The sequence below is a fragment of the Streptosporangium sp. NPDC048886 genome, from assembly GCF_055586905.1.
On sequence record NZ_JBVJHH010000008.1, the window covers coordinates 253251 to 265416 of the forward strand.

The 12166-nt window shown below is 71.5% G+C and carries 15 protein-coding genes; 4 read left to right on the plus strand and 11 right to left on the minus strand.

Annotation, left to right across the window (positions count from 1 at the left end):
• Positions 1-47: 47 nt before the first annotated feature.
• The 4 genes from ACZ6R6_RS12580 to ACZ6R6_RS12595 are packed head-to-tail and all read right to left on the minus strand — an operon-like array spanning position 48 to position 2685.
• Positions 48-479, minus strand: a complete 432-nt coding sequence (locus ACZ6R6_RS12580) for a hypothetical protein (RefSeq protein WP_470092745.1) — start codon at positions 477-479, stop codon at positions 48-50.
• A complete protein-coding gene (locus ACZ6R6_RS12585; RefSeq protein ID WP_306867871.1) occupies positions 476-937 on the minus strand; it encodes a hypothetical protein in 462 nt (153 codons plus the stop codon). The genes ACZ6R6_RS12580 and ACZ6R6_RS12585 overlap by 4 nt, the downstream gene beginning before the upstream one ends.
• Positions 938-946: 9 nt before the next feature.
• Positions 947-1741, minus strand: coding sequence for a carbon-nitrogen hydrolase family protein (locus tag ACZ6R6_RS12590; RefSeq protein WP_470092747.1), 795 nt, complete (start codon positions 1739-1741; stop codon positions 947-949).
• The gene (locus tag ACZ6R6_RS12595) at positions 1738-2685 is read right to left on the minus strand and encodes a DUF418 domain-containing protein (protein WP_470092749.1); all 948 of its coding nucleotides are present in this window, start codon (positions 2683-2685) and stop codon (positions 1738-1740) included. The genes ACZ6R6_RS12590 and ACZ6R6_RS12595 overlap by 4 nt, the downstream gene beginning before the upstream one ends.
• 217 nt (positions 2686-2902) lie before the next feature.
• On the opposite strand from ACZ6R6_RS12595, the gene ACZ6R6_RS12600 reads away from it, so the two are divergent.
• Positions 2903-4087, plus strand: a complete 1185-nt coding sequence (locus ACZ6R6_RS12600; RefSeq protein WP_470092751.1) for a pyridoxal phosphate-dependent aminotransferase — start codon at positions 2903-2905, stop codon at positions 4085-4087.
• Positions 4088-4228: 141 nt separating this feature from the next.
• On the opposite strand, the gene ACZ6R6_RS12605 is transcribed toward ACZ6R6_RS12600, so the two are convergent.
• Positions 4229-5224, minus strand: a complete 996-nt coding sequence (locus ACZ6R6_RS12605; protein WP_470092753.1) for a LysR substrate-binding domain-containing protein — start codon at positions 5222-5224, stop codon at positions 4229-4231.
• 317 nt (positions 5225-5541) lie between these two features.
• On the opposite strand from ACZ6R6_RS12605, the gene ACZ6R6_RS12610 reads away from it, so the two are divergent.
• Both ACZ6R6_RS12610 and ahpD read left to right on the plus strand, forming a co-directional pair.
• Positions 5542-6093 (plus strand): peroxiredoxin, encoded by a 552-nt coding sequence (locus tag ACZ6R6_RS12610; protein WP_306867884.1) that lies wholly within the window; start codon positions 5542-5544, stop codon positions 6091-6093.
• Positions 6090-6626, plus strand: coding sequence for an alkylhydroperoxidase, AhpD family (gene ahpD, locus ACZ6R6_RS12615; protein WP_306867886.1), 537 nt, complete (start codon positions 6090-6092; stop codon positions 6624-6626). The genes ACZ6R6_RS12610 and ahpD overlap by 4 nt, the downstream gene beginning before the upstream one ends.
• A gap of 127 nt (positions 6627-6753) precedes the next feature.
• On the opposite strand, the gene ACZ6R6_RS12620 is transcribed toward ahpD, so the two are convergent.
• The 5 genes from ACZ6R6_RS12620 to ACZ6R6_RS12640 form a co-directional block, all read right to left on the minus strand.
• Positions 6754-7227 carry a group II truncated hemoglobin gene (locus tag ACZ6R6_RS12620; RefSeq protein WP_470092756.1) on the minus strand — a complete coding sequence of 158 codons (474 nt, stop codon included), beginning with the start codon at positions 7225-7227 and terminating at the stop codon, positions 6754-6756.
• A gap of 96 nt (positions 7228-7323) precedes the next feature.
• A complete protein-coding gene (gene crcB / locus ACZ6R6_RS12625) occupies positions 7324-7698 on the minus strand; it encodes a fluoride efflux transporter CrcB (protein WP_470092758.1) in 375 nt (124 codons plus the stop codon).
• On the minus strand, positions 7695-8039 hold the full coding sequence (locus ACZ6R6_RS12630; protein ID WP_470092760.1) for a DUF190 domain-containing protein: 345 nt from the start codon (positions 8037-8039) through the stop codon (positions 7695-7697). The genes crcB and ACZ6R6_RS12630 overlap by 4 nt, the downstream gene beginning before the upstream one ends.
• Positions 8036-8539, minus strand: a complete 504-nt coding sequence (locus tag ACZ6R6_RS12635; protein WP_470092762.1) for a fluoride efflux transporter FluC — start codon at positions 8537-8539, stop codon at positions 8036-8038. Before ACZ6R6_RS12635 ends, ACZ6R6_RS12630 begins: the two co-directional genes overlap by 4 nt.
• Before the next feature lie 276 nt (positions 8540-8815).
• The gene (locus ACZ6R6_RS12640; protein WP_470092764.1) at positions 8816-10396 is read right to left on the minus strand and encodes an MDR family MFS transporter; all 1581 of its coding nucleotides are present in this window, start codon (positions 10394-10396) and stop codon (positions 8816-8818) included.
• 81 nt (positions 10397-10477) lie between these two features.
• Between ACZ6R6_RS12640 and ACZ6R6_RS12645 the strand changes: the two genes are divergently transcribed.
• Positions 10478-11038: a TetR/AcrR family transcriptional regulator gene (locus tag ACZ6R6_RS12645; protein ID WP_470092766.1), complete on the plus strand. Its 561-nt coding sequence runs from the start codon at positions 10478-10480 to the stop codon at positions 11036-11038.
• Positions 11039-11139: 101 nt separating this feature from the next.
• Here the strand turns inward: ACZ6R6_RS12645 and ACZ6R6_RS12650 are convergent, their stop codons facing one another.
• The gene (locus ACZ6R6_RS12650; RefSeq protein WP_470092768.1) at positions 11140-12087 is read right to left on the minus strand and encodes a cation diffusion facilitator family transporter; all 948 of its coding nucleotides are present in this window, start codon (positions 12085-12087) and stop codon (positions 11140-11142) included.
• Positions 12088-12166 lie beyond the last annotated feature (79 nt).

Sequence of the window (12166 nt, forward strand, 5' to 3'; positions counted from 1 at the left end):
GAGACACCCGGGCGGCCCGTCGGTTGACAGGGCACGCCGCGGCGCTCCTACGGCTCCGGCACCGAGGGGCCGAGGGAGACCGGCAGGCGCTCGATCCGGAGGGAGAAGACCTCCTCGCGCGGGACGACGACCTCGTAGGCGCCGTGGTCGACCATCCAGTAGCCCAGCGCCTCGGCCTTCATCCCGCTGTGCCCGGTGTAGGCGATGTGCAGGCTCTCCTCGCCGTTCTCCTCCGAGACGTCGAGGACCAGGCACGGCTCGCCGCCGAACGCGCCGACCGTGCGGACCAGCACCAGCCAGTCGAGGTCGGCGCGGGAGACCACCGTCCGCCAGTAGCCGGCGGCGGCCTCGAAACCCTCCTGGGCCTCCTCGTTGAACAGCACGACCTCGTCGGCGCCCGGGCCGATGGCGGCCGCGTAGGTCCGATCGGCGTAGTGGGCGACGAAGCCCGAGGCCACCGGCTCGATCTCGGGGCTCATGCGGCCGGCCTCCAGCTGAGTCCGTCGTACAGGCCGAAGAGACGCTCCTCGTCGGCGGTCACGTGGATGATCTCGGCCCCCGCGGGGATCGGCATCGGCGTGGTGTGGAACTGCGGCACGACGTGCTCGCGCGAGGTCGTGAAGCCGTTGCCGGCGAACGGGGGTGAATCGTTCCAGTCACCGCCCATGTGCGGGCCGTACGGCACGACGTAGCTGTCCATGTCGCGGGCGAACCAGCGCATGAGATAGATCTCCGGGACCGTGACGGTCAGCTCCGAGCCATCGAAGCCCAGGTCGAGACCGGTGAAGAGCTGCGCCGGGGTGGTCAGGCGGGCGCAGTCTTGCACCCGGTAGACATATCCGGATATCACGGTCCGCCTGCCGGCCAGATAGGGCACGAGCAGCCGGGGCGGGATGACCTTCTGCATCTGCGTTCTACGACCAGGTGGCTCACTCACGGTGGCAGTTTACGATCTGCCGACAGGGAGCCGCCGGTGTTCCAGGCACGGTAGGGCATTCCGGGTGGCAATCGTGATCTGAGGGTCCAGCTCGCACGTCTGCACGGCGGGCGCCGGGCCCAGGTCGGAGCGGACCACGCCCATCGGGTCGACCAGCATGCTCCGGCCGATCCCGAAGCCGTCGCGGACCTGCGGGTTCGGCGCCTGGCCGACGGCGGCCACCCAGGTGGTGTTCTCGATCGCGCGGGCCCGGACCAGGGTCGTCCAGTGCTCCTCCTTCATCGGCCCCGACCCCCAGGCGGCGATCACCGCGAACAGCTCGGCGCCCTGGTCCACCAGCGCCCGGGTCAGCTCGGGGAAGCGGATGTCGTAGCAGGTGACCAGGCCGACCCGGAGTCCGGCCAGCTCCACCACGACCGGGGTGTCGCCCGGCGCGACCAGCTCCGACTCGCGGGCGCCGAAGGAGTCGAACAGGTGGATCTTCCGGTAGGCCGCCTCGATCCCGCCCCCGGGGCCGATGGCCACCGCGGTGTTGTGGACCCGGCCCTGTCCCGGCTCGAAGACCCCCGCGACCACGGCCAGGCCGTGCGCCCGGGCGGCCTCGGCCAGCCCGGTGACGAAGGGCCCGTCCAGCGGCTCGGCCAGGTCGGTGATCCGCCTGCCGTAGCGGGTGAGCGTGGCCTCGGGGAGGATCGCCAGGTCGGCGCCGCCGGCGGCGGCCCGCTCCAGCGCCTCCCGGGCGCTGCGCAGGTTGGCGGCGGGCTCCTCGGAGACCGCGATCTGGCACAGGGCGATGCGTGTCACGCGTCCGACCTTATCCGGCGGTTCGGCATGGGCTCCATCCACGTGAGGCAGCGCCACCCCCACTCCAGCGGGCCGTATCTGAACCTGGCCAGCCAGGCCCGGCTGAACACGACCTGGAGCGCCAGCACCGCGGCGGCGAGCAGCACCCCGGTGATCCGGGTCGGGTCGGCGGTCAGCAGCGGCAGCGCCGCCAGGATGACCAGGGTGCTGACCAGGTAGTTCGTCAGCGCCATCCGGCCCAGCGGGCTCAGCGCGGCCAGCAGCGCCTCGCGCGCCCGGGTCCGCAGGAGCAGCAGCAGCCCGGTGCAGTACGCCGCCGCGGCGGCCAGCCCGGCGGCCGGGTAGGTGCCCCGGTAGAAGAGCGTGTGATCGACGGCGGTGCGGGCCCACAGGTAGCCCAGCGTCACCGCCAGCACGCAGGCGCCCGCGAAGACGGGCGCCAGCAGCCACTCGGGCGGCGGATACTCCATCATGGCCATGCCCAGCAGGAACAGCCCCGGGATGAGCTTGGTCCCGCCCCCCTCGTGCACCGCCCAGGCCGTGACGGCCACCCCCAGCGCGAGCGCCGCCGGCCGGGGGAGGCAGGAGGCGGGCAGCAGGACCAGCGCCCCGAAGATCGCGTACGGCAGCAGCACCTCGCCTGGGTTCACGAGCTGGTGGGCCAGTCCGAAGCAGGCCAGCACCGCCAGCCTGCGCAGCAGCACCACCCGGGGATGGTCCGTCCGGCCGGCCGCGGACCTCAGGAACAGCGCGAAACTCAGCCCGAACAGGAACGAGAAGATCGGATAGAACCTGCTCTGCAGGAGGTTGTCGATCATCCAGTCGACCGCGGTGTCCTCGGGGGCCGTGAGGTGCTCGCGGGTGTGCTGCCAGGTGTTGACCAGCATGATCCCGCACACCGCGAAGCCGCGGAGAGCGTCCAGCTCATGAAGCCTTCGGGTCACAGGAAATAGACGTACCACCACACAATCCACCCTGCATATACGACCCCTGATAAAAGTGAGCTTCTCCTCTTTTCCCAGCTGTCGCACTCCGTGGAGCCGCCGCACGGCAGGCCCGCCCACGCGCGCCCGGGTCGGTCCCCGCCGGCGTGAAACGTACTCGGACACGGGGACGCTCCGATGTCGATCGCCGGGCGGCGTGCCGGTTACGCTGGGGCGCGTGAGCGATCCCCTGGTGGCGCGGATGCGCGAGTTCGGCACGACGATCTTCGCTGAGATGTCGGCGCTCGCCGCACGGACCGGCTCGATCAACCTGGGACAGGGCTTCCCCGACACCGACGGGCCCCCGGAGATGCTGGAGCGCGCGGTGTCGGCGGTCCGCGGCGGCCTCAACCAGTATCCGCCGGGTCCCGGCGTCCCCGAGCTGCGCCAGGCCGTCTCCGAGCACCGCAAGGACCACTACGGCCTCGCCTACGACCCCGACGGCGAGATCCTCGTCACCGTCGGCGCCACCGAGGCCGTCGCCGCGTCGATCCTGGCGCTGTGCGAGCCCGGCGACGAGGTCATCGCCTTCGAGCCCTACTACGACTCCTACGCCGCCTCCGTCGCCCTGGCCGGAGCCGTGCTCCGGCCGGTCACCCTGCGCCCGGTCGAGGGCCGGTTCACCTTCGACCCCGCCGAGCTGCGCGCCGCCGTCGGCCCGCGCACCCGGGTGATCCTGGTCAACTCCCCGCACAACCCCACCGGCACGGTCCTGACCCGCGCCGAGCTGGAGGAGATCGCCCTCCTGTGCCACGAGCACAGCCTGGTCGCCGTCACCGACGAGGTCTACGAGCACCTCACCTTCGACGGCGTCGAGCACATCCCGCTGGCCACCCTCCCCGGCATGCGCGACCGCACCGTGATGATCTCCTCGGCGGGCAAGACCTTCTCGGTGACCGGCTGGAAGACGGGCTGGGTCTGCGCCCCGCCCGAGCTCGTCCGCGCCGTCCAGACCGTCAAGCAGTTCCTCACCTTCACCGCCGCCGCGCCCTGGCAGCTCGCCGTCGCCTACGGCCTGCGCCACGAGCTCGGCTGGGTCTCCTCCCTCCGGGCCGGCCTGCAGGCCAAGCGCGACCGCCTGACGGCCGGGCTCTCGGCCGCGGGCTTCGACGTCTACCGGCCCGCCGGCACCTACTTCGTCCAGACCGACATCCGCCCCCTGGGCTTCACCGACGGCCTCGCCCTCACCCGCGAGCTGCCCGCCCTGGCCGGCGTGGTCGCCATCCCCACCCAGGTCTTCTACGCCCACCCCGAGCGCGGTGGCCACTTCGTCCGCTTCGCCTTCTGCAAGAAGGACGAGGTCATCGACGAGGCCGTGAGCCGCCTGGCCCGGCTGGGCGGGACGGGAGGCGGCTCCGGGTGAGGGGCGGACGCCGCCTGCCACCGGGCTGACGCGTCACCAGGCGCGTGCGACCGGCCCACACGTTGCGGGCGCGGAGACGGGTGTCGCCGGCAGGACCCGGCTGCTCGCTCCAGCCCGGACCGCCGGTCTGAACCGTCCGGATCACGGGATGATCCGGACCGGCAGGCGTCTGGCGCGGACGGCGCCGCGGACCGCCGTGGCCAGCTGGGCGTATTCGGGGGCCCGGGCGGAGCTGGCGCGGTAGGCCAGGCCGATGGTGCGGCCGGGGGCGGGGGACTGGAAGCGGCGCAGTGTCAGCCGCGCGCGCTTGCCCGTCTCCACCGGGACGGCCGACTCCGGCAGCAGGGTCACGCCGAGACCGCCCGCGACGAGCTGCACCAGGGTGGGGAGGCTGGTGGCGTAGGTGGCGGCGGTGGCGCGGGCGCCGACCTCGCGGCAGACGTCGATGGCCTGCTCGCGCAGGCAGTGGCCCTGGTTGAGCAGCACGATGTCGAGCCCCTTGAGCACATCCCGTTCCAGCGGCCCGTCGGCCTCCGCCAGCGGGTGGCCGGAGGGGCAGGCGAGCAGGAAGTCCTCCTCGTAGAGGGGCTCCTCGACCAGGCCGGCCGTCTCCGTCGGAAGCGCCAGCAGCACCAGGTCCAGGCGGCCCTCGCGCACCTCCTCCAGGATGGTCTCGGTCTTGGCCTCGTGCACGGTCAGCTTGAGCCGCGGGAACCTCCGCGCGAACATCGGCAGCAGCGCGGGCAGCACGTAGGGGGCGACGGTGGGGATCACCCCCAGGTGCGCCGGGCCGTGGAAGGGCTCCCTGGTGTGGGCCACCTCGCCCATCAGGTCCTCGACCGCCTTGAGCACCCGGGCGGCGTGCACCGCCACCCGCTCGCCCGCCGGGGTCAGCAGGACCTTCCTGGTGGTCCGTTCCAGCAACTGGGTGTGCAGGGTCTCCTCCAGGGCCGAGACCGCGCCCGACAGCGCGGGCTGGCTCATCCGGAGAGCGGTGGCCGCCTCCCTGAAGTGCAGGTGCTCGGCGACCGCGAGGAAGGCCCGGAGCTGGGCCAGGGTGGGGGTGATCTCGCGGGGCGGCTGCAGTGCGGAGGCCGGACCTTCGGGGCGGGGAGGGAAAGGGGGACGGCGGGTCATGGCTTGATCATTTCGAATAGTGGAGGACAGGCTTGAACGCGGAGCGTTACGCTCGGTGCGTGCCGGTAGCCGAGAGGTGGAGGCTCCGGGCCCCCTGGCCGGGCGGGCGGAGGCGTCGGCCGGCCCGGCCCGGGTGGCGCGGCCTGACGTCCGACCTCCGGTCAGAACGGCGAGCCGCGAGCGTCGACCTCGGGGTGGAGAGGCCGACTGATAGGAAAAACTTTTCACATTGGCCTGACTGCTCGATTTCTCGGATCAATGTTAGATGCGGCAGGGTAGGCCCCGACAACGACGTCCTTTGCAAAGGAGATCCGGACTTGCTCACCGTCGGTGACCACTTCCCTGAGTTCGAGCTGACCGCCTGCGTCTCCCTGGACGCGGACAGCGCGTTCGCCGAGATCAACCACAAGTCCTACGACGGCAAGTGGAAGATCTATTTCGCGTGGCCGAAGGACTTCACTTTCGTCTGCCCCACCGAGATCGCCGAGTTCGGCCGTCTGGAGGGCGAGTTCGCCGACCGCGACGCTCAGGTCCTGGGTTTCTCCGTCGACTCGGAGTTCGTCCACCACGCCTGGCGTAAGGACCACCCGGACCTGCGTGACCTGCCCTTCCCGATGCTGTCGGACATCAAGCGCGAGCTCTGCACCGAGCTGGGCATCCTCGGGGCCGACGGCGTCGCCCAGCGCGCCACCTTCATCGTGGACCCCAACAACGAGATCCAGTTCGTCATGGTGACCGCCGGTTCCGTCGGCCGCAACGTCAAGGAAGTCCTCCGCGTCCTCGACGCGCTCCAGTCGGACGAGCTCTGTCCGTGCAACTGGAACAAGGGCGAGGCGGGCCTGGACGCGCAGAAGCTGATGGCCGGATGAGCGTCGACGCTCTGAAGGAGGCTCTCCCGGCCTACGCCAAGGACATCAAGCTCAACCTGGGCTCGGCCGTGACGACGTCGTCGCTGACCGACCAGCAGCTCTGGGGCGCGGTCCTGGCCTGCGCGCTGGCCACCAGGTCGGCCCGCGTGATCGCCGAGATCTCCGCCGAGGCGGCCGCCAACCTGTCGGCCGAGGCGTTCCAGGCGGCCAAGGGCGCCAACGCCGTCATGGCGATGAACAACGTCTACTACCGGTCGGTCCACCTGATCGGCGACGAGACATACTCCACCATGCCGGCCAAGCTCCGCATGACGATCATCGGCAACCCGGGGGTCGACAAGGTCGACTTCGAGCTCTGGTGCCTCGCGGTGTCGGCGATCAACGGCTGCGGCCGCTGCCTGGAGTCGCACGAGCAGGTGCTGCGCCAGGCCGGCCTGCCCCGCGAGCAGATCCAGGAGGCCCTCCGGATCGCGGCGGTCGTCAACGCCACCGCCGCCACCCTGGAGTCCGAGGCCGCCCTGGCCATGGTCTGAGCCTCCGGCCGGGGCCGGGTGCTCGGCCGGAGGTCCGTCTCCCCGGTCCGGGGCCGAGCCTCCGGCCCGGGGTCCGGGCTCTCCGGCGGACGGGCGGGTGTTCCACGGAACACCCGCCCGTCGCCCGTCAGCCCTGCGGACCGACGTCTTCCGCCCGGCTCTCGGGCTCCTTCCACGTCCACAGCGGGACCTCGCGCAGCGGGTGGAGCTCCTCGTCGGTGGCCGCGCGGGAGTTCTGCTGGGCCACCCGTGAGCCGAACTCCAGATGCTCGCGTACGGCCTCGCGGAAGGGCTCGTCGTCGGGGAGTCCCGCCTCGTCGAAGGACTCCATGTACAGCTCCACGAAACGCTCGCGCTGCTCGTCGGAGATGTCGAGATGGCGGTGCACCCGGATGAGATGGTCGAAGCCCACCTCGCGGGTGAAGCGGTCGGGCCCGCCGAAGGACTCGGCCGTGAACCAGGTCAGGTGATCGACGTGGGTGGCGCGGCGCTCGGGGAAGAGCTGCTTGAGCAGGGGGTCGTCGAGGACCTTCGCGTAGAAGATCTCTTCGAGCCGGTGTAACGCCCCGTCGCCGCCTGCATGCGAGTACAGACTGGTCATGCACCCACCTTGATGGTCACCCGAGAGGATGTCCAGGGCCTCCGGGCGGGGAGCGGAGAGGCCGGTGCGCGCGGGCGGCCGCACCCGCCGGGCGCCTCATCCGAAGATCACCTGAGCGACCGCGAGTCCGACGGACACCGCGCCCAGGCCGGCGACGACCGAGGCGACGACATTGGCGACGGCGAAGAACACCGCGCCGGTCTCGGCCAGCCGCAACGTCTCGTAGGAGAACGTCGAGTACGTGGTCAGCGCCCCGCACAGCCCGGTGCCCAGCAGCAGTCGCACCTCGGTGCCCGCCGCGCCGGCCAGCACCGCGCCGGTCAGCACGCCCAGGATCATCGAGCCGGTCATGTTGACGGCGAAGGTGCCCCAGGGGAAGACCGTGTCGTGGCGGGCCTGCACGGCCCGGTCGGTCAGGTAGCGCAGCGGCGCGCCGACCGCGCCGCCCAGCAGCACCAGCAGCCAGTTCACGGCGCCCCCTGGCGGCCGAGGTAGTGGACGACCTCGACCTCGTCCAGCACGGCCAGTCCCTCGATGAGGAGGTCGTCCAGCCGGGGCAGGAAGGCGCGGATCTGCTGTTCGGTGTCGACGATCACGACGGCCACCGGCAGGTCGTCGGCCATCGAGAGCAGCCGGGTGGTGTGCACGACCTGGGTGGCGCCGAAGCCCTCCATGCCGCGGAAGACCGACGCGCCGGCCAGCCCGGCGGCGTGGGCGCGGTGCACGATCTCGGTGAACATGGGGCGGTGATGCCAGGTGTCGGTGTCGTCGACGAAGATCGTCAGCCGTAGGGCCCGTCCGGACAGGGTCATCGCGATCTCCCCCCTCCTCTCCTCGCCAGGAACCGGCGGGTGGTCCACGCGCCGGCTACCACCGCGGCCATGGCCGCGACGACCGTCGCCGCCAGATAGCCGAGCGCCAGTTCGGCCCGGCCGACGGATGCCAGGCGGTCGATGTCCACGCAGTAGGTGGAGAAGGTGGTGAAGCCGCCCAGCACACCGGTGCCGAAGAACGGCCGCACCCAGGCCGGCGCCGCCCACGCCTCGCTCAGCGTCACCATGAGGACCCCGATCACCAGGCAGCCGGAGGCGTTGACGCCCAGTGTGGTCCAGGGGAAGGCGTCGTCGGCGGTCGGCCACAGCAGGCCGGCGCCGTAGCGGCCGCCCGCGCCGATCGAGCCGCCCGCGGCGATCACCGCCAGCACACGGTAGTGCGAGCGGCGCAGCTCCCGGCGCTGGCGCGCGTCGGTCAGATCGACATCGGGGTCGATGGGCTCGGTCACCGTCGTGGACCTCATCCGATCCGAACGCATGTCTCTCCCTACGCGTGGCGGGTGCCCGTGGACGCGGACACGACCTTTCACGAGTAGGGACCGTTGGCGGCAGCGCGGTGCCACGGTTCGGGTACGGCGGGCCCCACCGCCGCTGGCCCCGCCTGCCGGCGAGGCGTCCCTGACACCGTTCAGCTTAGCGCGGCGGCGTCCCGGTCATCCGCGGGCCGCGCCCGCCGTACGCGGTGAGGAGCCGATACGTGAGACGAGACGCCAGGGGCGGGCCCTGGCGTCTCGTCTCCGTGGTCCTGCGGGAGGTCAGTCGGCCGGGACCGGGGGAGCGGTCGGGCCGGCGGGGGTGGCGGGGGTGGTCTGGGCCGAGCGGAGCGGGATCTCCCGCAGCAGCAGGGACGCCAGCGCGGCCAGGACGGCGATGGGCACGCCCACCAGGAAGACCATGTGGATGGCCCGGGTGAAGGCCTCCAGGATCACCTCCAGCACCGGCGCCGGCAGGTGGCGGATGGCGTCGGGGGAGCCGAGGCTGGGGGTCGCGCCGCCGGTGAGGGGCAGGTGCGCGGCCTTGGCCAGGGAGACCAGCTCCGCGCTGAGCCGGTTGGTCAGGATGGCGCCGAAGGCCGCCACGCCGACCGCGCCGCCGAGGGAGCGGAAGAAGGTCACGCCCGAGGTGGTGGAGGCCAGGTCGGCGCGGGTCACGGCGTTCTGCGCGGCCAGGATCAGGATCTGCATGGAGGCGCCGAGGCCGACGCCGAGCACCGCGATGTCGAGGGCGACGACCAGCAGCGAGCTGTCGACGTGCAGCCGGGAGAGCAGGAACAGGCCGACCGCGACCAGCAGCATGCCCGCGACGGGGAAGACCTTCCAGCGGCCCGTCCTGCTGACGGATCGGCCGACCAGGATCGAGGAGGCCAACAGCCCGAGCACCATGGGCAGGGTCATCAGGCCGGAGCCGGTGGGGCTCATGCCCTTGACGATCTGCAGGTACTGCGGGAGGAACATCAGCGCGCCGAACATCGAGGCGCCGACGAGCAGGGACGCGATGCTGCTGAGCATGAAGGTGTGGTTGCGGAACAGGCGCGGCGGCAGGATCGGGTCGGCGGCCCTGCGCTCGGCGACGACGGCGAGGCCGAACAGCACCAGGCTGAGCGCGCCCAGGCCGTAGGTCCACGCGGAGTTCCAGTCGAACTCCTTGCCGCCGAGGGACAGCAGCAGCATCAGCGCGGTGGTGCCGCCGGTGATGAAGGTGGCGCCCCACCAGTCGACCTTGGTGTCGCGGCGCATGAGCGGCAGCTTGAGCACCTTCTGGATGACGACGAAGGCGACCACGGCCAGCGGCACGCAGATCCAGAACGTCCAGCGCCAGGACATGTTGTCCACGATGAAGCCGCCGAGCAACGGTCCGGCCACGGTGGAGACGCCGAAGACCGCGCCGATGTAGCCGGAGTAGCGGCCGCGCTCACGGGGCTCGACCACGTCGCCCAGGATGATCTGCGGCAGCGCGGCGAGGCCGCCGGCGCCGATGCCCTGCACGGCCCTGGCCGCGATGAGCTGGCCCATGTCCTGGGAGAAGCCCGCGGCGACGGAGGAGAGGAGGAAGACCAGCAGGGCGGCCTGGAACATGAGCTTGCGGCCGTAGAGGTCCGACAGCTTGCCCCAGAGCGGGGTGGAGGCCGTCATGGTGAGCAGCGTCGCGCTGGCCACCCAGGCGAGCTGGTCCTGACCGCCGAGCGTGCCCACGATCGTCGGCAGCGCGGTCCCCACCACGGACGTCGAGATCATCGACGTCAGCATGGCGAGCATCAGCCCGGCCAGGATCTCCAGCACCTGCTTGTGTGTGAAGCGTGGTGCGGCCTCGGCCTGGGCCTGTTGTTCGGTCAGCATGAACCGTCCCCCAATGTATGTACGATACATATGAAGTTAGTAGACGCTTGTTTACTGGTCAAATCTGGAAGGATCGGTCAGGTGGATGAGATACGGCACCGCGACCGGGCGGGCACCCGGCGGCGCATTCTCGACGCCGCCCGCCGGCTGTTCACCGAACTCGGATACGACGAGGTGACGATGCGGCTGATCTCCGCGGAGGCGGACGCCAACATCTCGCTGATCAACCGTTACTTCGGCACCAAGCGGGAGCTGTTCGCCGAGGTGCTCGCCATGCAGGGGCGCTTCCCCGGCGTGCTGGAGGTCCCCGAGGAGCAGCTCCCCCGCCGCCTGGCGGAGTACGTCGCCGAGCGGCTCCGGTCGGACCGGGGGAGCCCGATCATGGCGGCGCTCATCCGGTCGTCGTCCTGCTCGGAGATCCACGGGATCATCCGTGACCGGGTCACCTCGGCGATCCTGGGGCCGCTGGCCGAGCGGCTGCCCGGCCCGGACTCGCTCTTCCGGGCGACCGTCGCCACCGCCCTCATCACCGGCTCCGGCACGCTGAGCCAGCTCTACGGCCCCGACGCGATCGACGCGCCCGACGAGGAGACGGTGGTCCGGCGGCTGACGGCCGTCTTCGAGGCGTGTCTCAAGCTGTGAGCCGCGCCCGCCTCAGGCTGTGCGCCGCGCCCGCGCCCGCCTCGGGCTGTGCGCCGCCCGGGGCGGCCGGTCCGGGATGAGGCCCGCGCGGGGCGCCCGCCTCAGGAGGCGATGCCCGCCGGCGGCGGGCCGGCGGCGGGCCGGTCGGCGGCTCTGGCGATCCGGCAGGCCGTGCCCGGCACGTGGTCGACCTGCAGGGTGGTGTGGTCGATGTGGAAGCGCTCGTGCAGCAGCTCGGCGAGCTCGCGGCGGATCCGGTGGCAGTCGCCGCCGGGCTTGACGATCACGTGTGCGGACAGTGCGGGGAAGCCGCTGGTCACCGTCCACACGTGCAGGTCCTCCACGGCGGTGACCTCGGTGTGGGCGGCGATCGCGGCGCTCACCTCGGCCGGGTGCACCCCGGTGGGCGCGGCCTCGAACAGGACGCGCCCGGCGTCGCGCAGCAGGCCGTAGGCGGACTTGGCCATCAGGGCCGCCACGACCAGGGCGGCGATGGCGTCGGCCCGGCCCCAGCCGGTGAGCCAGACGACCGCGCCCGCGATCGCGGTGGCGATGAAGGCGTACATGTCGTTGAGGATGTGCTGGAAGGCGCCTTCCACGTTGAGGCTGCTCCGGTCGGCTCTGGCGATGAGCCAGGCGGCGACCGCGTTGACCGCGATCCCGGCCAGGGCCGTGCCGAGGACCAGGCCCCCCTCGACCTCGGGCGGCTCGACGAGCCGCCGCACGCCCTCGTAGACGAAGTAGACGACGAGCAGCACGAACGTCAGCCCGTTGATCGCCGCCGACAGGATCTCCGCGCGTTTCCAGCCGAAGGTGTAGGCGCCGCGGGCGGGACGGGCGGCCATGCTCATCGCGACCAGGGCGAGCGCGATGGAGGCGGCGTCGGTCAGCATGTGCCCGGCGTCGGAGATCAGCGCGATGGAGTTGGCGACGAGGCCGATGACGACCTCGGCCGCCATGAAGACGACCAGCAGGGCGAGCGCCGCCGCCAGGTAGCGGCGGTCGGAGTCCGCGCCGTGTCCGTGCCCATGGCCGTGTCCGTGACCCATCGCAAGATCCATTCCGTAACACTTGAACAGTTGCTCAGATGTTAAGCAAGTTAAGCCTAACAGGGCAACCTCCCGGTCT